Genomic DNA, 18,570 nt, shown 5'->3' with positions numbered 1-18,570 from the left:
GCGGGCAATAACTTGTCAGGCCGATGCCAGCGGCGATGCTGGCACGTAGAGCCGGAAAGATAAGCCATCGCGGTTGTTTACAGTGACTTTTGCCCCAATTTGTTCGGCCAACCCCTGAATCAGCCGCTTACCAAACGAGCCTTCGGGTTGGTGCCAGGTTGCCAGGTCAAGACCGGGGCCGTTATCCTGCACGTCAAGCAGAAGCCCGCCAGCGCCGTTAGTACCAACGGGCTGATTGAGTTGAATACGCAGACTGGGACGGGCCACGTGTTCGTAGGCATGTTTGAAGGCGTTGGTAAGCAGTTCATTCAAAATCAACCCTACCGGAATGGCCGTGTCGGTATCTAGCGTACTAACGCCCACCTCTATGGTCAGGTCGAATTTACCAGCCATATGGCCATAGGCATGCATTAATGAACTAGCTAGGTGCTCCACATATTCGCGCATGTTGATAGTGGCGATGGCGTCGGACTGGTAGAGGCGCTGGTGAATAAGGGCCATAGCCTGCACCCGCTGTTGTCCTTCCTGCAATACCCGCCGTGCCGCACCATTGGGTAACCGACTGGCCTGTAGTTCCAACAGTCCTGATACCACAGCTAAGTTATTCTTCACGCGGTGGTGCAGTTCTTTCATCAGCATCTGCATCTGGTCGGCCTGCTGCACAATCTGTTCGCGGTTTTTCCGAATACGTACCGACTGCCGGTAGCTTAACAATAACAGTAACAACAGCAGTGCCACCCCCCCACTAAGCCATGCCATCTGCCTGTTTTTCAGCTCATTGGCTTTATTCAACTGTTCAAAGCGGGCTTGGTTTTTTTCTAATTCATAGCGGCTTTTCACTTCGGCCACGGCACGGGCTTTTTCTACGTCGGCGCGGCTGCTAATCAGCGAGATCCGGTGGGCTTTATCTGCCTCAATACGGGCCAGGGCTTGTTGCTGACTAAGCAGCAGGCGGGTTTTCACAGCGCTAATCTGCTGCTGCTTCTGAGCTTCGATAGTGGCCAAGTCGCGAGATTGGCGGTTGGCGTATTGAGCCTGTAATTCTGTCACGGCCCGCACGCTCTCGCCCCGTTGCAACGAATCTTCCAACGCCTTTAACTCTTTCAAATGCGCCAGACTTTTGGCCGGGTCGCCCGCTGCCTCGTAAATAGCCTGCGCCGCTCCTAACGACCGCAATAGTCGGGCCGACTCATTGAGCCGCCGCGCCATCTGTACTGATTGCTGCACATACGGAACAGCTTTTGCGTAATCTTTCTTGCCCTCATAGGCCCGGCTCAGCCGCAGGTTGAGGTATTCAGAATAAACAAGGCGCGGTTTAGCGGCATTGAATACTTGTGCCTTTTCCAGCAGCGCAATGGCTTCATCATACTGCCCCCGCGCTATCAGTAGTTCGCTCAAGTTGCCATAAAGCACCACCGGGTCACTGATCTTCCTGGTTTCAAGCAGCGAAATGGCCGTTCTGAATACCCATTCAGCCTCGTCATTGCGGTGGAGGTCGCGCAGGATAATACCCATCTGGTTATAGGCCGACGCGACGTTGTTCCAGCTTTTAGCCTCTGAATAAAGCGCCAGGGCCTCGCGGGCATAGACGAGGCCTTTTTCTAACAGGGGCTGAATATGCTGCTCGCCGCTGATGGTGGCCATTTGCTTATACATCAGCGCCATCTCGTTATATACCCCTGCCACGCCCGTCTTTCGCTTAATCGACTGATAAACCCGCAGTGCCCGTAGCTCATACTGTATGCCCCTGGTATAATCACCCTGATCAGCATAAACCCGGCCAAGCAAAAAATAGCCCCGCCCCAGCGCTAACGGCACGTTTCGCTGCTGCCCTAACGACAAAATCTGCCGGGCATAGATCGCCGCCGAATCTTTGTTGTCGTTTTTAATGGCCAGATACCGGTCGTAGAGCCGTTCGGTCAACATCGAGTCGGCGCGGAACGTGGCACTCTGCTGGCATGGTGCTACCAACGGGCCGCCCAGCAAAGCAGCCCAGAGTATTCCCATAAGCCAGCAATGCCATCTGTTCATGTGGCCGAAGAAAGAGCGATTTCGACCCAATAAGATGCACCCTACTACTTTACATTGGTTGCGGTTGTATGCGAAACAGACTGCTGCTGTGGTCAACGGCCTTTTTTTGTAGGCCAACGGGCCAACAACGCCTGCTACCCTACAGCAATAACCGAAATTTCGACGTTGACATCGCGGGGTAAGCGGGCCACCTCGACGGTTTCACGAGCAGGATAGTTGGTAGCGAAATAGCTGCCGTATACCTCGTTGATAGCGACAAAATTGGTCAGGTCTTTTACGAAAATAGTGGCCTTTACCACATTGGCATAGTCCATGCCGGCAGTACGGAGAATGGCACCAATATTTTTCATCACCTGCTGCGTTTCTGCCCGGATATCGCCCTGCGTTGCCAATTCGGCTGCTATTTGGCCCGACACAAACAACATACCATTCGCTTTTACGGCCTGACTGTAGGGGCCAATGGCCGCCGGGGCCTGATCAGTATAAACAATTTCGGTTGCCATGGCTTATTGAAGTTGAGATGTACACCACTTGACTTTTTTCTCAAAAGTAAAAAACGATGCCTACCCACCGCCTGGTTATTTTCGTTAAAAATCCCATTCCCGGCACCGTCAAAACACGAATTGCCAAAACCGTTGGTGCTGAGAAAGCTGCACGAGTGTACCGCCACCTGGTTCAATACACCCAGCAGATCACCCGGTATAGCCCGTGGGAAAAAATAGTGTATTACGCCGATTTCGTTAACCCCAATGACGGCTGGAGTGGTTATCAGAAAGCCCAACAAGCTGACGGCAATCTGGGTCAGCGAATGCAACAGGCTTTTCAGGATCAGTTTTCCACTAAAGCGGAGCGGGTGGTACTCATAGGCAGCGATTGCCTGGCTATTACCGAAACGCACCTCACCCAGGCATTTGCCGCCCTCGACACCGCCGATGTGGTCATTGGCCCCGCCACCGACGGCGGCTATTACCTGTTGGGTATGAAAGAACTACACAACAACCTATTTGCCAACATGCCCTGGAGCCAACCAGACTTACTGCTCGAAACAACCAAAGCCATTACCAATAGCAAACTCACTGTCAGCTTATTAGAGCAACTACCTGACATCGATGAGTGGAGCGATTACGTCAAGGCTATGGGTCATACGGTATAATTCTATTGCTGGGCGAAACTATTGGCCAAAGAAGTAGTCATATGTTGCATACGCCGATTGACAGGGCAGCATGGAGCACCATTGGCAAACTAGATAAAGGCGTTTTTACCGTTCGTTAAACCAATGACCCGCTTCATAAACCGTCCAACTAAAAAACAGTCCGTAGTCAACACTTTTGCGGTTGATATGTGACCACTACTTACCTTTGTAACCGATGAACGAAACAACACGTGTGCGGCAGGCAATTCGACAGATGATCTTCAGTTTGAACTACTTACTCAGGATGGCCATAACTGACCCACTTCGTGCGAAGCGCTAGTTAGCCCACTGGTTTTGTCCGCACGTAGATTCCTGGCTCTGTCAGGAATTTCTGCATTATATGGGTTTACTTGGTCATGAAACCATATCAGATTATCTATTACCGGGGGTTTGGGTCACCCAGCGCCGTCTGGCTAACAGGCCGGGTGTTGCGCCAGAACGAACTGGTATCTCCCGCTGATGAAGCTTCTTTCTGGGACAACCTATCCTCTTCTGTTGGCCGTTTTCTTACCCATGAAGTAAGTAACATTACCGTCAGGATCGAAGCATTCGGACAGGTTTTTCGTACCGTCACCAACAAAGAAGGCTATTTCGACATCACCGTCGACCCTGCCATTGACCCGCCCGTGGCACAGGCCTGGTTTCCAGTTCGGTATACGCTGGAAGGGATACTACAGCCCGAAGGTTACGAAGGCGCGCGCGAAGTAGTCAAAGACGGGCAACTGATGATTGCCCCGGCCTACAGTCAGTTTGGCGTTATTTCCGACATCGACGACACAGTGCTGGTAACAGGCGCCACAAGCTTGTGGCAGACCTTGCGGCTCACGTTTCTGGAAAATGCCTTCACGCGGCTGCCTTTTGCCGGGGTAGCGGCGTTCTACCGGGCGTTGCAAAGCGGTGCCGTCACTACGCTCTTTAACCCGGTTTATTTTGTGTCGAGCAGCCCGTGGAATCTGTACGATTTACTGATCGATTTTTTCCGGATTCAGGGCATTCCCAAAGGTCCTATTTTGCTGCGCGATCTGGACATAAGCCCCACCATGCTCTCGGCGGGGGGGCATCACCTGCATAAGGTGGCTATGATTCGGAAAATAATGGCCGTAAACCCACAGCTAAAGTTCGTGCTTCTGGGCGACAGTGGGCAGCAGGACCCGGAGATTTACGCCGACATCATCAGCGAGAACCCCGACCGGATTGTGGTAGCGTATATTCGTGACGTCTCGCGTGAGAACAGCCGTGACACTGCCGTGCAACACCTGATTGAGACAGCCGCCACACATAATGTACCTATGCTGCTGGTACCCAACACCGTAGCCGCTGCCGAGCATGCCGCCGCCCTCGGTCTCATCGACCCCGACACCCTCCCCGAAATCCGCGCCGACCGCAAAGCAGACCAGGAATAGTTTACTGTTTACAGTCTACTGCGGCCCGCCGCCCGGTCTTCTGTTGCTTCGCGAGAGTAGCTTCGCAGAGTCGTAGGATCACAAGCGCGAAGCTACTCTCGCGAAGCAACAGAAGACCGGGCGGCGGGCCGCAGTAAACAGCAAACAGTAAACTTTTTTTACATCAATGAATCCCACAACCCTCCATCCCGACCTGCGTTTTCAGTTTGCCCGTAGTGGTGGCGCGGGTGGCCAAAATGTGAATAAAGTGGCTACCAAAGCTGAACTGCGCTTTTCGGTGCGTGACTCAGCGCTGCTCACCGATGAAGAGCGGGCCACACTGACCGAAAAATTGGCCAACAAGCTCACCACCGAGGGTGAACTGGTACTGACGCATCAGACCGAGCGCACGCAGTTAGCCAACAAAGAGAAGGTAATCAAAAAATTTGACCGGCTCATTGTCCAGTCGTTCGAGGTGCAGAAACCCCGCCGTGCCACTAAGCCCAGCAAAGCCGCCCAGATCGAACGAATTGACACAAAAAAACGCCGCGGCGAGGTAAAGGCCTCACGACGGCGAGTGGAAGAATAGATTTACGAATTACGATGTACGACTTACGATTTGTTGCTGACGCCAGCGTATTCATGCGTCAGCAACAAATCGTACATCGTAAATCTATTCAGCTTTTTTGGCTTGCGCGGAATAGTTTCTGCTTCTCTTCGCGGGTGAGGCTCTCATAACCGGAGCGGCCAATTTTGTCGAGGATCGCGTCTATTTCATCCTGGTCGGGAATCGACACGGAGGGGCCGGGGCTACCGGCAGTGGCGTAGGCGCTGGTGGCTGTTTGGGTGCTGCGTTGCCGCTGCGACACTTTCACGGGCGGTTTTGGCCGAAGCATATTGCTCCAGAGATCCATGACCCAATAGATAGGCCGTCCGATGTCGCTGCCGTTTTGCAGGAATTTGATATACGAAAAGCCTACCAACGCCCCGCCGAGGTGCGCAATATTACCCCCTGCATTGTCGCCGACACTGTTGAAAAAGGACAGTACCACAAAAAACAGTACGATGTATTTGATCCGCACCGGGCCGATAAACAGCATATGAAACGTGTAGTTGGGCAACAACGTGGCCGCACCAACCGCCACTGCCAGGGCCGCACCCGACGCCCCCAACAAAGGCTGCGTACCCACCGGCACTGAGAAATAGGGAATAAAATTGTAGCAGACAGCGTAACACAGCCCGCCGCCAATAGCACCCAGCAAATACAACCCAACCAAACGCCGACTGCCTAGATACTCTTCAATGAGCCGTCCGAAATAGTACAGGAACAGCATGTTGAACAGAATGTGGAAAGGCTCAACGTGGGTGAAGGCATAGGTGATTACCGTCCACGGCTTGCGTGCAATGTCCCCCGGTGCCCAAGGCATCTGCAACTGGCTCATCACCCAGTGTGATACATACCCACGGCTCGACACCTGGGAGACCACCTTAATAATTACTACGGTCAGAAACACCACCGTGTTTATCAGAATCAACTGCACCAACGTGTTGTTGGGCTTCTTGAATTCAGACCGGAAATCGTCTAATAAGCCGCTCATACATCAATAGAATGTTTTTCGTTGAGATCCCCAAAGTTTTACCAGTATATACGCAAATAACATTCCGCCGATGTGGGCAAAGTGAGCGACGTTATCAGACTGCGCCTGGTAAATACCCGAGTACACCTCGTAGAGACCATAAAACAGCACCAAATACTTCGCCTTGATCGGAATTGGCGGAAAAAGCAGAATCAACTCGGTGTTGGGGAACAATAGGCCAAACGCCATGATTACCCCAAAAATTGCTCCAGAAGCCCCTACCATAGGCGTATCGACCTGAGCACCCACTATCGCGTTTACGTAAGCCTGTCCTTGCTTAATATACAGCGGATTGGTCGGGTCTGCATCAAATTTCTGGATAAACGGCGCCAACCGGTCGTAAATTGAGCTAGCGTACTGACTCATAAACCCAACAAACTCACCATTGGTTGGATTGGCCCGGTACATATTGTAGGCATCGACCAACGAAGACGTTTCGTAATAATTTACGCCCAAATACAACGCCGCTGCGCCAAGACCCGTGAGCATATAGAACAGAAAAAAGCGCGGTCCACCCCAAACCCGTTCCAGCATAGGCCCAAACACGATCAGCCCAATCATATTGCTGAAAATGTGCGTCCAGCCGCCGTGCATAAACATGTGCGTTAGCAGTTGGATAGGGCTAAACTTCTCCGACAGCACCGAATGCAACCCAAACCGGTCAACAGCCCAGTCGCCCATCTGCGAGGTGATGAAGAAGACAATGACGTTGGCAAACAGCAACAGACGAACTACCGGAGAGAGATTAAACATGAGCAGGCCAGACGCAGAAAATGACTAGAAAGACGAACGAATTGTGTAAACTCGTCTATCCTGACGAGGCGCTGTAATAGGGGTAACAACTTACGCTTTAAAAAGTCCCGACAGTTTATCGAGCGAAACCACCGACGTGATGGCTTCGCCCCCCGGTGTATAGCTCGGATTGGCCGATGCAAACAACTGGTCAACCAGGGCACGGCGCTCGGACTGACTTAAAAATTTGATGTAACGGCTCGCTGAACGCCGCGCCAACGACCGGGCCAGGGCTTCAGACCGGTCTAGTTTCAGTTTGCCCGTGTCTTCGCGGAGTTGCGCCAGCAGGTTGGCAAACAGTTCTTCCTCGCCAGCCCGCCGCCCCGACTCATCGGCAATTTGGGCGGGTACACCCCGGATCACGAAGGTGTTAGCCCCTAGCTCGTCGAACTGGAAACCCACGCTTTCCAACTCGGTGCGGAGATCTAGGGCCAGTTGGTAATCGACCGCCGAAACGGTTACAGTTTTCGGGAAAAGCACCTGCTGCGACGAGCCGCTATGTTTGGTCAGGGCGGTATGGAACTGGTCGTAAAGGATGCGTTCGTAAGCCCCGCGCTGATCTATCAACAGCAAACCCGATTTCACGGTAGTGACCAAAAAGCGGTTCTGAACTTGAATAACGGCCGTTTCAGCCTCACTCGGCAGGGGCTGACCTGCACTGTCCTGGCCCATGCGGTTGGCCCGGCTACCCATGGTCAGGGGTTGTTCGGCAGCAACCACGTCGGGTTTAGCCTCCGACGAGTCGGGCTGGCTAGCTGATTCAGGGGCCGTTGCCGGGTTGGTCGGTGCCCGATCATCGAGCCAGTTCACGTCGTCGCCAACGGGCTTTTCGGGGCGCGCTTTGGCCGTGGTAGGCCGGGTGGCACCCTCAAACATAGCCTGCCAGTTTTGCGGCGCGGGCTGTGGTGGGCGGGCGGGCGTGGGGTTGTCGGCCACCGCACGAGGGGCAGACGCGGGTTGTGCCCACGAGGGCGTAATGGGCCGCGGTGCCGACGGGCCATTGCCACCTTTACCAGCCGCCGAATGCCGCCCGCCGGGTTCAAATTGCTTGGCAATGGCCGCCCCTCCCCCATCCAGAAAATTAACATCCGAATCGAAATCGAGCGAAGGGGACAAATTATAAATACCCATGGCTTTCCGCACGGCCGCCATCACGATAGCATATACCGACCGCTCATCGTCGAACTTAATCTCCGTTTTGGTAGGGTGAATGTTGATGTCGATATGCGACGGGTCGATGTCGATGAAGAGCACGTAGAACGGGTGGTGGCCTTCGGGAATGGTGCCTTCGTAGGCCCCCACCACGGCATGATGCAGGTAGTTGTGCTTGATGAAGCGGTTATTGACAAAGAAAAACTGCTCGTTGCGCGTCTTGCGGGCCGATTCGGGCTTGCCAATGAACCCGTGTACCGACACGTAGGGCGTTTCTTCGTCGCAGGCGGCCAGTTGTTCGCGGTAGGCCTTGCCAAACATATCGACAATGCGGCGGCTTAGCTTTCCCCCCGGCAGGTTGAAGACCTCCTGATCGTTGTGAAACAGCGAAAACGTTACCTCCGAATTGGCCAGCGCCACCCGCTGAAACTCGTCGATGATGTGGCGCATCTCTACTGAATTGGACTTCAGGAAATTGCGCCGGGCGGGCACGTTAAAAAACAGGTTTTTGACCAGGATATTGGTCCCCGGCAAACACGACACCGATTCCTGCGCCTTGGTGTCCGAGCCTTCGATGCGGATGAGCGTACCCACTTCGTCGTCGGCTTTGCGGGTGCGCATCTCTACCTGGGCCACGGCGGCAATAGAGGCCAGCGCCTCGCCCCGGAAGCCCATAGTCCGAATCTTGAACAGATCGTCGGACGTGCGGATTTTGGAGGTGGCGTGGCGCTCGAAGCTCATCCGGGCGTCAGTTTCGGTCATGCCCTTGCCATCGTCGATCACCTGAATCAATGTCCGGCCTGCCTCCCGCACCACCAACTGCACCGACGTAGCCCCCGCATCGACCGCGTTTTCGAGCAGCTCCTTCACCACCGACGCAGGCCGCTGAACAACCTCGCCGGCGGCAATCTGGTTGGCAATGGAATCGGGCAGGAGGTGAATGATGTTTTGCATGGAGGAGCCAAATGACCAATTTCTTAACAGCAAAACGGCCAAAATAGTGGCCTTGCCCCTACCGATTTTGCCAGGTTGGCGAACGTTTTTCCAGGAACGCTGCCATGCCTTCGCGGGCGTCGGCGGTTTGCTGAATTTGGGTGAATTGGTCGTGCAAAAAAGCCTGCTGTTGGTCGCTGGGCAGGGTTTTTAGCTGCTGAAAGGCCCGCAAACCAAACTGCAACGCCATAGGCGAAACGGCGATTAAATCGGTCACCAGTGCGGCTACCGTTTGGTCAATTTTGGCCAGTGGCACTACCTGCGTAGCCAGGCCCGCGGCTAGGGCGTCGGCGGCGCTGAGGGTGCGTCCCCGCAGGCACAAATCCAGCGCCTGCCGGGCGGGCATTATGTCGAGCAAGACGGCCAGCACCTGAAATGGAAACAGGCCACGTTTTACTTCGGGCAGGGCAAAAGTGGCCCCCTCGGCCACTACGGCGTAGGTGGCCGTGCCTGCCAGTAAAAAGCCGCCTGCGTACACCGGTCCCTGCACCCGCGCAATGCAGGGCTTATGCAACCCGGCCATCAGTTCGGCCAGCCGCACCGGGCCACTCGGTGGGGGTACGGTGTCGGGTTCGGCGGTGCCATTGCTGAGTGCTTTCAGGTCCATGCCCGCGCAAAAGGTGTCGCCCGCAGCAGCCAGCACCACCACCCAGACATCAGCCTCAACATGGGCGTACGCTATCGCAAAGGCCAATTCGGCCAGGAGCGTGGGGTTCAGGGCATTCTTTTTTTCGGGCCGGTTCAACGTCAGCGTCAGCACGTGGCCGGTCTGTTCTACCAGTAAATAGCGCAGGGGTCGGGTAAGCAGATCAGTAGTTTGGGCAGCGGTGTAGAGCATGATTAGGGGGTTAGGTATTTACGAAAACAAACGCTATCGGGCATTCCGATGTATTGGCCGTAGTTTGGCGTCCGCTGGTAGCCATGTTTGGTGTAAAGATGTACGGCAGCAGGCAGTTTCACGCTCGTCTCCAGCACACAAACCCGAAAGCCCAGTTCCGATGCCCAGGCTTCTAACTCGGCTAGCAGGGCACCGCCAACGCCCCTACCCCGCTCAGCCGGATCGACATACATGCGTTTAATTTCAACCGATTCTGGGTCAACCTGTTTCAACGCCCCACAACCAACAGGTATGTTGCCATCGTCATAAGCCACCACCGCGTGTTGCAGAGCCGCGATGCTGTTGAACTGATTGTAGAAAGCATGGTCATCGCCATTGATTTCGGCCAGATACGCATCGAGCTTAGCAACAAGCTGCTGAAAATGAGCGTTTTCGGAGGAGGTTCGTGTGAGGGTCATGGAGAGTAATGCCGAAGCTCCAGCTTCGGTAGTCAATAGTACAGCAATCACTACCGAAGCTGGAGCTTCGGCATTACCCGTTACTCTTTCGGCAGTAGCAACGGGTGAAAACGCAGACCATTAACGGGGTTGTACTCTAGGGACGGGGCGGCGATTTTGAAGAACTGCACCGTACCCACAAACCGCTGCCAGGGTAACGGCTGCAACGGATCGGGCTGATTGATGCGCGACAAATCGACGTCGGGCGAGAGAAAAAACTGACGAAATCTTCTGAAAGTCAATGGTTTACCTTCTGCATCAGTCATCGGCGGGTTTTCGTGGCCGCCCGTCATGCCGGAACCACTATAGCCCAGGTCGAGGTTTAGCCACCGCGGAAAATCCGGTCCCACGGGTAGTATTGACGCCAGGTTGACCGACAGCCAGTACTGCTGCCCGTTATAATCTTTCAGCATCTGTTGGCCGGTGGTTTTGCCCAGCAGGTTGGGGCGGTAGGGCGGAAAAATCGTTTTGCGGAAGCCGTATTTCAGGCTCACCACCTGATGCCCCGCGCCAAACTGCTGCCCCATAAACAGGGCCGTACCCGCCACGTTGGCCACCATATCGCCTTTAGAAAAGCCCCAGCCCTCGGCGTGACCGTCATAGACTTCCAGCGTGGTTTGGAACAGTAGCGCTAGCAGCCCGCCGGTCAGGATGCTGGCCCGTTCGTCTACGCCGCTCCAGCGCATGAGTTCATACCCCCCCCGGCTCATGCAATAGGCCGTGGCCACGTGGCCCACCTTGTCCATTTGCAGCCATTCGCGGTTGTCGTTGAAGGTGTGGAACGGCATTTTTTTCTTGTACCATTGCTTCCGCAGGAGCAATAATGTGATGGTATAAAACGCCGCCGTACCCGCCACCACACCAATAAACCGACCCTGATTGATACCCGACTCGGCAGGTACTACCGGCGTTGGCTGCGCCTGCGCGGGGCGTTGCAGCAGGACCAGCAGTTCCAGAATCAGTAGGAAACGGAGGGGGATAATCATACGCCAAACCTACTGCAAAATAGACGAAGCAACAGGCCGAACAATTAATATCTGCCAGGCCTGTATACGTAAACGGAGGGTCGGTTAGTTATAGGGTTACAAAATCCGTCAACGTCTATTCCGAAACTTTCCATGCGCCCCCTTTACTGTCTCCTGCTCCTGTTGCTTAGTTCATCAGCCGCCTTCGCCGATCATATTTTCGGGGGTTACATCCGGGCTGAGCGCGTAAGCAATACCTCATTGACTTACGCCATCACAGTCACCATGTACGAAAATCCGGCAGCGGGTGGCGATCCCCCGCCCGCCCGTGTCGTGAACCTGTGTTTTGGTGATGGTCAGTTTAGAGAAGTACCCCGTGCATTTCCTGTTATGTCGGCAGACGGTAGCAAGCTATCTATCTCATTATATAAAACAACTTATACGTACACTGGGCCAGGTGTTTACGCGCTTGTAGCAACAGTAGTGAACCGGACTGCTATCATACGCAATATTAATAGTGGGCTTAGTAACGACCAACCATTTGCATTACGAACAACCATCCAGGCCGCTGGCTATATAAATACGAAAACACCTTTCATACCGTCTCCGCCAACGGGTTTACAAATACCCCTCAAGCAGCGTTTTTCGATGTTGGTAAACGCAGCTGATGCTGGTGGTGATAGTCTCTCTTACGCGCTAGCAGTGCCACTGACTAGTGCTCTTCCACAAAGCACAACAGCTGACTGGTGTACTAGCCTGTCGGCAGTTGCTACCTACCAGTTTCCCAACAATGCAAAGCAGGTTGGCACGTATCGCATTAACGCTAAAACGGGCCTACTCACCTGGGATGTACCTACCGAACTAGGTTCCTTCTCAATTGCCATCGTCGTATCAGAATGGCGATATGGTCAATTGATCAGCGAAACGCATCAGGAGCTGCTACTGACGGTGGTTGACAAGGGAGGCACGCCTATAACCCCGCCACCCTACGAGCCAGCCTACGTTGGGGTGCTCACGGCCACTGACGACCGGGCACCGGATGCGTTGCAGCTCACAGTATCGCCTAACCCTAGTATGGGGGGCGTGGTGCAGGTAAGCCTGCAAAATCGGCTTGGCCTTCCGGCGGTTTTCAGCGTGTTGGACAATCAGGGCCGAGTGCATCAGCACATTGAGAAAAATCAAGTGCTTGATCAACAAGGCTTTCAGCTTGATTTGAGCAATCAGCCTGCCGGGCTATACTTCATCCGCGCCGAGAGTGGGGGACGGCAAGTGGTGAGGAAGTTGGTGAGGGAATAGTCATTGGTGATTGGTCATTGGTGATTAGTCATTAGTCATTAGTCATTCGTAGCTGGATACGACCAATGACCAATGACTAATGACTAATGACTAATCACCAATGACCAATCACCAATGACCAATCACCAATGACTAAAACAACTGTTTCCAAGTCCCCTTCATGTAGTTGTATTTCAGGGTGCTGGGCAACGCGCTCCACCAATATTTAGATAGCTCAACGGCGAAAGAAGGCTGCATGTAGCAGTTGATCACACAGCCTTCGCAGGCGGGCAGGCGACCTTCCAGCGCTACTAGCTTTTGCACGTCGGCGCTGTGATAGAGATCGTGGAGTTGGCCGTCGATGGGGAAGTTTTTTAGTCCGAGATGGTAGCAGGGTAGCACCAGTTCGTTTTGCGGCGAGATAACCACCGTGGTGCTACCCGCCCGGCAAATGGGTTTGTCGATGTGGTTACCCCCATCACGCCGGAGTTGCACAAAACCATCATTCAGGTACACGCCCGGCTGTTTCCCCCAATGCGTGAGCATCTGCAATGCCGTTTCCGATAGCGGATTATCCGGTGTAGTTTCTGCCGAAGTACTCGCACCCGTATCAACGCCGTTATACCCAAAAACGGGGTTTAGAATCAGTACAAGGCCATTTGGTCGGCAAATTTGGCTGTACATCGCCTCGATTTGACCGATGTTGTGCTCAAAAACGGTGAAGAGAATATCGGGGCGTTCGCCCAGTTGTTTTGCCACGGCAATAGACTCTATCACTTTGTCGAAGCAGCGTACCCCGCGCCCAGCATCATGCTCAGCGGCGTCAGGTGAGTCGAGCGAGAAGTGAAGCATATCGACCAGGCCACGCAGGCTGTCGGCCTGTTTGGGGTAAAGCAGGCCGTTGGTAGTGACGGTGGTAATAAATTTCTGGCGTTTGGCTTCGGCCAGTAGTTCGGGCAGTTGGCGATGCAGCAGGGGTTCGCCACCCGTAAAATCAATCACCCGCACACCCAGCCGTTTCAGGTCGCGCAGGTTGTCGCGTACGTTCTCCAGCGTCACATAGGGCGAAGGCCGCTCCCAGATATCGCAAAACCCGCACGACGCGTTGCAGCGATACGTGACGTAGTAATTGCACAAAACCGGGTGGCGAACGAGGCGCATAAATCAGTTTATAGTTTTCTGTTTGCTGTCTTCTGTTGCTTTATGCACCGAGCGATGTTTCCATAGGCGAACAAACAGAAGACAGCAAACAGAAAACTGTAAACTCCCTTTATTTGATCATTTTAAGCAGGCAGGCTACTTTGTCTTTCAGGTCTTTACGATCTACGATAAAGTCGAGGAAGCCGTGTTCCAGTACGAATTCGGCACTCTGAAAACCTTTGGGCAGGTCTTTGCCGATGGTTTCGCGGATGACACGCGGCCCGGCAAAACCGATCAGGGCACCCGGCTCAGCAATGTTGAAATCACCCAGCATGGCATACGAGGCCGTCACGCCACCCGTGGTAGGGTCGGTCAGGAGCGAAATGTAGGGTAAGCCTGCCTCAGATAACCGCGCCAACTTCGCCGACGTTTTGGCCATTTGCATCAGCGAAAACCCTGCCTCCATCATCCGGGCACCGCCGCTCCGCGAGATCATCAGAAACGGCGTTTTGTTGGCCAGCGCATAGTCAATGGCGCGGGCAATTTTCTCGCCCACCACCGACCCCATCGAGCCACCGATGAAGTTGAAATCCATGCAGGCAATCGTGATTTCGGTTTCTTCCATTGGCCCATAGGCGGTGCGGACGGCATCGCGCAGGCCGGTTTTACCAATCGTGGCCCGCACCCGGTCGGGGTATTTTTTGGTATCGGTAAACGACAACGGGTCGGCCGACATCATTTTTTCGTCGAGTTCGGTAAACTGGTTATCGTCGAACAGGATCGAGAAATAGGCATCAGAGCCTATTTTTTCGTGGAAATTGCAGTGTACGCAGGTGTAGGCGTTGAGTTTGTGTTCGCGGGTGTGCATCACCTGCTTGCAACTTGGGCACTGATACCACAACCCATCGGGAGCCTCCCGCTTCATTTCGGTTGGGGTCTGGATACCCTTATCTTTTCGTATGAACCAGGACATAAACGTGCGTCTGACGGTTAGGCGTTTGCTGTTGCCGGTGTTAGCCTCCTCAGCAACGCAAACGGACGGCAAAGATACAAAGGTGACACTTAACCGAACGCCGCGCTACAGATTCAATAATGCCTGCCGTTGGGTGGGTTCATGGCGTTCGATAGCATAGCGCAGGGCCGTGCGGGGCAACTGCCGGATGTGGTCACGCAAAAATTCATCAAGCGCGGGCTGATCGCGCTTGCCCACTTCGCGGAGCATCCAGCCAATGGCTTTGTGGATCAGGTCGTGCGGGTGATTCAGCAGCAACTCGGCCAGAGCAAACGTGTCGCCAAACTGCCGCTTTCTGATAAAGGTCAGCGTGGTCACTATGGCCATTCGTTGGCTCCAAAGGTGCTCTTGTGCTGCCAGTTCATACAACATAGACCTGTCGCCGGTAAGCATGGGCAACCCCAGCACCGTGGGGCAACTGCTATCGACCAAGTCCCAGTTGTTAACAAACTGCCGGTTACGCACATAGCGCTCAGCCAGTTCCTGCTGTTGTAGTGGCCCGCTACTCTTGCTTTGAAGCACCCAAATTAGCAACCCCACCATACGGCATTCGTGGTAAGGATCCTGCACCAGCCGCTCGGTTTCAGCCATAGATAAGTGACTGAACTGCCGGGCAATAACGTGCTGCTGCGGCATGGAAAGCCCCAAAAACACGTCACCCTGGCCATATTGGCCAGGGTGCGTTTTGAAATACCGGGAAACAAACGAAGCTCGTTCAGGCTGTTCAAGTGCCCGGATAGCCGCTTTGACCGTTGCCGAAGTCATGCTAGTCAAACAGCCGGGTGCGAATTACCTCGTGGTCGGGCAGCAGGGGCAATTCATAGAGCGACACGCGGTGTCGGCTGAAGGCAGGTGCTTCCAATTCACGCTCTGTGAAGCGGTTGTTCAGAAAGTCGGTGACCAATTGCTTCACTTCTTCTGTATCATCGGGGCGTGTGGGGTTGAGGCTTACCCCCGTATAACCCGCGTTGCCAGCCAATCCGTTGGAGAAACCGCCCGTCATAGGCGGAAGCATTGTGGCGGCACCGTGCGTAAACGTAGGTGTACCCACACCGGTTTCGTCGGCTACCAATTCGGGGGTGTTAGTTTCTTCTGTAGGTTGGTCAACTAATACCGCTTCCGCAATAACCTCTTCCTGTTCCGCTTCGGCGGTAGTATCGGTGAGGGGTTGAATGGGCAACCCGCCAGCCGTTTCAAAACCAGCCGCAATGATGGTCACCCGCATTTTTGGCCCCAGCGAATCCTCGAAAATAGCCCCGATTTTAAACAGCCGGGCTTCCTCGCCGATCTTCTCGACAATGTAGTTCGAGATAATCGTTTGTTCTTCCAGCGTGGCTTCGTGTTCTGAACTCGACGTAATCGTGAGCAGGATCCGCTTGGCTCCTACAATATCGCTGTCGTTCAGCAGCGGCGAATTCAAGGCCTCCTGAATAGCCTGAAGCGCCCGGTTTTCGCCTTCGGCTTCGGCCTCGCCCATCACCGACGGACCCGCGTTTTGCAGCACCTTCTTCACGTCCATGAAGTCGGTGTTTACGTCGCCACGGGTGGTGATCACTTCGGCAATGCTCTTTACGGCTGTGGCCAGCACGTTGTCGGCATGGGCAAACGCTTTACGAATACTCAGCTTTCCGTAGAGTTCGGCCAGTTTGTCGTTCATGACCACCAGTACGGTGTCGCAGCTTTTTTTCAACTGCTCGATACCCTCCGTAGCCTGACGCCGTTTATCGATGCCTTCGTACTTATAAGGAGCCGTCACCACTGCCACCGTGAGCAAACCCAGTTCGCGGGCTACTTCGGCCACCACCGGGGCGGCACCTGTGCCGGTACCACCGCCCATACCCGCCGTGATGAACACCATCTTGATAGACCCACCCAGCAGGTTGCGTAGCTCGTCGATACTCTCCAGCGCGGCTTTCCGGCCTACTTCCACGTCCATACCGGCTCCTTCCAGGCCCGTACCGAGTTTTAGTTTGGTCTTCACGTCGCTGCTCATCAGGGCCTGCCGGTCTGTGTTGCAGATCGCGAACTCCACGTCTTTCACACCCATTGTCACCATGTGCTGCACGGCATTGCTGCCGCCGCCCCCCACACCGATCACTTTAATAATAGGTGCGTTGTTGTCTGGTATTTCGTATGTAAAACCGTGGTCCAGCATAGCCTGATTTCGGAGCGGGGTTCGAGTATTCATCCTAGTGGTTGGTGTAAGCGGTGGGGTAGAAAGCAATGTGCAATAGGACCAAGGTAAGCGCAGGCGTTTACTCTTTGTAGGTATCGTTCACGTCGCCCAGGTTTGGGTTGAACAGCTTTTTCACCCAGCCAAAAAGGCTGCCTGACCCATTCGTAGCTTCTTCTTTCGGCCGCGGGGTGGGTTGGCCCGTATTGTTGGTACGGGTGGTGGGGCGTTGCGGTTCGGGCTGACGTACAGGAGCAACCGTTGTGCCAAACGACTGCCCCGGATCGCTGATAAATGAAATGCGGTCGTCTACACTTCGGAAACCGGCCCAAACCAGGCCAACAGCTGTGGCAAACGCCGGGTCGCTGACCAAGTCGGCCCGCAGGTTGTGTTCCAGCTGCTCTGGATACCCCACGCGCACGTCCATATCGGTAACACTCTGAAAAATATCGTCGATGCCTTCGATCAGGGCCGAACCACCTGTGAGCACAATACCGCCCAGCAGTTTGTCCTTATACCCCGACCGGATCACCTCGGCCTGCACGAGCGCGGCAATCTCTTTCAGCCGCTCAGCAATGATGATCGATACGTTTTTGAGGAGTACGTCTTTGGGTTGCCGACCAGGCAAACCGGGCACCGACACCACTTCGTTGAGGCGGTAAGTGCCGGGATTGGCATTGCCGAATTTGGTTTTGAGCACTTCGGCCTGCTGCGGCAGCACTTTGCACCCCTCCTGAATGTCATTGGTAAGGCTGTTGCCCGCCCAAGGGAACACCGCCACGTGGCGCAACACATTGCGGTAGTAAATGGCCATGTCGGTGGTGCCGCCGCCAATGTCTACCAAGGCCACGCCTGCTTCCCGCTCTTCGGGCGTGAGCACAGCCATGGCCGACGCCAGCGGCGAGAGCAATACCTGATCGCGTTGCAAGTGCCCGGCGGTGCGTTCAATGCAGCGCCGCACGTTCACCGCCGCGTCAGACTGGGTGGTAATGATCTGAAAATCAGCACCCAGCTTCACGCCGTTGCGCCCCACAGGGTCTTCCACACCCGACTCGCTGTCGACGGTGAAGTCCATAGGCAACACGTGCACGATTTCCTTACCCGCCGACTGGGGCGTACGGTACATATCGCGCAGGAGGTGGTCAATGTCGGCGGGGGTCACTTCGTCGCCCGGCGAAAGCCGTGTAATACTGCCGGGCTGCTTTTGTGAGTTAATATTGTGGTTGCTGAAGCTAACATTGACCAGCCCAATATCTACATTCGACTGATTCGACACTTCTTCGATGGCCTGGTTGATGGCGGCAACCGTTCGGGTAATGTTCATCACCTTACCTTTCGTTACGCCTTCTGAACTGGCCCGGCTTACGCCCAGTACCTCCAGCGTGAGCTGGTTGTTGCTGCCTCGAGACATCCGACCCGCCACGGCACACACCTTGGTGCTGCCAATGTCGAGTCCTACCACAATCTTGTCATCCATAAGGTGATGGGTCA

Annotated in this window: 17 protein-coding genes; 4 read left to right on the top strand and 13 right to left on the bottom strand. The window is 54.5% G+C overall.

The features are described from left to right. Positions 1-15: 15 nt before the first annotated feature. On the bottom strand, positions 16-2,007 hold the full coding sequence (locus J2I48_RS20560; protein WP_207337381.1) for a histidine kinase dimerization/phosphoacceptor domain -containing protein: 1,992 nt from the start codon (positions 2,005-2,007) through the stop codon (positions 16-18). A gap of 158 nt (positions 2,008-2,165) precedes the next feature. Beyond that, a complete protein-coding gene (locus J2I48_RS20555) occupies positions 2,166-2,534 on the bottom strand; it encodes a Rid family detoxifying hydrolase (RefSeq protein WP_207337380.1) in 369 nt (122 codons plus the stop codon). Between the two features lie 56 nt (positions 2,535-2,590). Between J2I48_RS20555 and J2I48_RS20550 the strand changes: the two genes are divergently transcribed. The 3 genes from J2I48_RS20550 to arfB all read left to right on the top strand — a co-directional run bounded on the left by J2I48_RS20550 (position 2,591) and on the right by arfB (position 5,194). Then, positions 2,591-3,184, top strand: coding sequence for a TIGR04282 family arsenosugar biosynthesis glycosyltransferase (locus tag J2I48_RS20550; RefSeq protein WP_207337379.1), 594 nt, complete (start codon positions 2,591-2,593; stop codon positions 3,182-3,184). A gap of 395 nt (positions 3,185-3,579) precedes the next feature. Next, a complete protein-coding gene (locus J2I48_RS20545; protein ID WP_207337378.1) occupies positions 3,580-4,626 on the top strand; it encodes an App1 family protein phosphatidate phosphatase in 1,047 nt (348 codons plus the stop codon). Between the two features lie 166 nt (positions 4,627-4,792). Continuing rightward, positions 4,793-5,194: an alternative ribosome rescue aminoacyl-tRNA hydrolase ArfB gene (gene arfB, locus J2I48_RS20540; RefSeq protein ID WP_207337377.1), complete on the top strand. Its 402-nt coding sequence runs from the start codon at positions 4,793-4,795 to the stop codon at positions 5,192-5,194. A gap of 88 nt (positions 5,195-5,282) precedes the next feature. Here the strand turns inward: arfB and J2I48_RS20535 are convergent, their stop codons facing one another. From J2I48_RS20535 to J2I48_RS20510, 6 genes are all read right to left on the bottom strand, one after another. Beyond that, positions 5,283-6,203, bottom strand: coding sequence for a rhomboid family protein (locus J2I48_RS20535; RefSeq protein ID WP_207337376.1), 921 nt, complete (start codon positions 6,201-6,203; stop codon positions 5,283-5,285). Between the two features lie 3 nt (positions 6,204-6,206). Next, positions 6,207-6,995 carry a rhomboid family intramembrane serine protease gene (locus tag J2I48_RS20530; protein WP_207337375.1) on the bottom strand — a complete coding sequence of 263 codons (789 nt, stop codon included), beginning with the start codon at positions 6,993-6,995 and terminating at the stop codon, positions 6,207-6,209. Between the two features lie 90 nt (positions 6,996-7,085). Continuing rightward, positions 7,086-9,140, bottom strand: a complete 2,055-nt coding sequence (gene mutL, locus J2I48_RS20525) for a DNA mismatch repair endonuclease MutL (protein WP_207337374.1) — start codon at positions 9,138-9,140, stop codon at positions 7,086-7,088. A 58-nt stretch (positions 9,141-9,198) separates the two neighbouring features. Next, positions 9,199-10,017 (bottom strand): enoyl-CoA hydratase-related protein, encoded by an 819-nt coding sequence (locus J2I48_RS20520; RefSeq protein ID WP_207337373.1) that lies wholly within the window; start codon positions 10,015-10,017, stop codon positions 9,199-9,201. 2 nt (positions 10,018-10,019) lie between these two features. Beyond that, on the bottom strand, positions 10,020-10,475 hold the full coding sequence (locus tag J2I48_RS20515; protein ID WP_207337372.1) for a GNAT family N-acetyltransferase: 456 nt from the start codon (positions 10,473-10,475) through the stop codon (positions 10,020-10,022). A gap of 80 nt (positions 10,476-10,555) precedes the next feature. Beyond that, entirely contained in the window at positions 10,556-11,500 is a 945-nt protein-coding gene (locus tag J2I48_RS20510; RefSeq protein ID WP_207337371.1) for a DUF2279 domain-containing protein, read from the bottom strand. A 681-nt stretch (positions 11,501-12,181) separates the two neighbouring features. Between J2I48_RS20510 and J2I48_RS20505 the strand changes: the two genes are divergently transcribed. Beyond that, positions 12,182-12,775 carry a T9SS type A sorting domain-containing protein gene (locus tag J2I48_RS20505; protein ID WP_207337370.1) on the top strand — a complete coding sequence of 198 codons (594 nt, stop codon included), beginning with the start codon at positions 12,182-12,184 and terminating at the stop codon, positions 12,773-12,775. Positions 12,776-12,907: 132 nt separating this feature from the next. On the opposite strand, the gene J2I48_RS20500 is transcribed toward J2I48_RS20505, so the two are convergent. From J2I48_RS20500 to ftsA, 5 genes are all read right to left on the bottom strand, one after another. Next, complete coding sequence (locus J2I48_RS20500) at positions 12,908-13,915, bottom strand: radical SAM protein (protein WP_207337369.1); 1,008 nt, start codon at positions 13,913-13,915, stop codon at positions 12,908-12,910. A gap of 109 nt (positions 13,916-14,024) precedes the next feature. Next, positions 14,025-14,867 (bottom strand): acetyl-CoA carboxylase, carboxyltransferase subunit beta, encoded by an 843-nt coding sequence (gene accD, locus J2I48_RS20495; RefSeq protein WP_207337368.1) that lies wholly within the window; start codon positions 14,865-14,867, stop codon positions 14,025-14,027. Between the two features lie 105 nt (positions 14,868-14,972). After that, a complete protein-coding gene (locus J2I48_RS20490) occupies positions 14,973-15,671 on the bottom strand; it encodes a DNA alkylation repair protein (RefSeq protein ID WP_207337367.1) in 699 nt (232 codons plus the stop codon). 1 nt (position 15,672) lies between these two features. Then, positions 15,673-17,061, bottom strand: coding sequence for a cell division protein FtsZ (gene ftsZ / locus J2I48_RS20485; RefSeq protein ID WP_207337420.1), 1,389 nt, complete (start codon positions 17,059-17,061; stop codon positions 15,673-15,675). A 100-nt stretch (positions 17,062-17,161) separates the two neighbouring features. Beyond that, entirely contained in the window at positions 17,162-18,556 is a 1,395-nt protein-coding gene (gene ftsA, locus J2I48_RS20480; RefSeq protein WP_229376562.1) for a cell division protein FtsA, read from the bottom strand. Between the last annotated feature and the right edge of the window lie 14 nt (positions 18,557-18,570).

Origin of the sequence: Fibrella aquatilis (assembly GCF_017353255.1) — a bacterium.
Classification (GTDB): Bacteria; Bacteroidota; Bacteroidia; order Cytophagales; family Spirosomataceae; genus Fibrella; species Fibrella aquatilis.
The sequence above is the reverse complement of the archived record's forward strand: the minus strand, read 5'-3'. Positions and strand labels throughout refer to the sequence as shown.

What these genes read in the sequence shown, in the direction of transcription:
- J2I48_RS20500 (WP_207337369.1), bottom strand. Translation starts at nt 13,915, where the DNA reads ATGCGCCTCGTTCGCCACCCGGTTTTGTGCAATTACTACGTCACGTAT.
- ftsA (WP_229376562.1), bottom strand. Translation starts at nt 18,556, where the DNA reads ATGGATGACAAGATTGTGGTAGGACTCGACATTGGCAGCACCAAGGTG.
- J2I48_RS20490 (WP_207337367.1), bottom strand. Translation starts at nt 15,671, where the DNA reads ATGACTTCGGCAACGGTCAAAGCGGCTATCCGGGCACTTGAACAGCCT.
- arfB (WP_207337377.1), top strand. Translation starts at nt 4,793, where the DNA reads ATGAATCCCACAACCCTCCATCCCGACCTGCGTTTTCAGTTTGCCCGT.
- J2I48_RS20550 (WP_207337379.1), top strand. Translation starts at nt 2,591, where the DNA reads ATGCCTACCCACCGCCTGGTTATTTTCGTTAAAAATCCCATTCCCGGC.
- J2I48_RS20515 (WP_207337372.1), bottom strand. Translation starts at nt 10,475, where the DNA reads ATGACCCTCACACGAACCTCCTCCGAAAACGCTCATTTTCAGCAGCTT.
- mutL (WP_207337374.1), bottom strand. Translation starts at nt 9,140, where the DNA reads ATGCAAAACATCATTCACCTCCTGCCCGATTCCATTGCCAACCAGATT.
- J2I48_RS20560 (WP_207337381.1), bottom strand. Translation starts at nt 2,007, where the DNA reads ATGGGAATACTCTGGGCTGCTTTGCTGGGCGGCCCGTTGGTAGCACCA.
- accD (WP_207337368.1), bottom strand. Translation starts at nt 14,867, where the DNA reads ATGTCCTGGTTCATACGAAAAGATAAGGGTATCCAGACCCCAACCGAA.
- J2I48_RS20510 (WP_207337371.1), bottom strand. Translation starts at nt 11,500, where the DNA reads ATGATTATCCCCCTCCGTTTCCTACTGATTCTGGAACTGCTGGTCCTG.
- J2I48_RS20555 (WP_207337380.1), bottom strand. Translation starts at nt 2,534, where the DNA reads ATGGCAACCGAAATTGTTTATACTGATCAGGCCCCGGCGGCCATTGGC.
- J2I48_RS20535 (WP_207337376.1), bottom strand. Translation starts at nt 6,203, where the DNA reads ATGAGCGGCTTATTAGACGATTTCCGGTCTGAATTCAAGAAGCCCAAC.
- J2I48_RS20530 (WP_207337375.1), bottom strand. Translation starts at nt 6,995, where the DNA reads ATGTTTAATCTCTCTCCGGTAGTTCGTCTGTTGCTGTTTGCCAACGTC.
- J2I48_RS20520 (WP_207337373.1), bottom strand. Translation starts at nt 10,017, where the DNA reads ATGCTCTACACCGCTGCCCAAACTACTGATCTGCTTACCCGACCCCTG.
- ftsZ (WP_207337420.1), bottom strand. Translation starts at nt 17,061, where the DNA reads ATGCTGGACCACGGTTTTACATACGAAATACCAGACAACAACGCACCT.
- J2I48_RS20545 (WP_207337378.1), top strand. Translation starts at nt 3,580, where the DNA reads ATGAAACCATATCAGATTATCTATTACCGGGGGTTTGGGTCACCCAGC.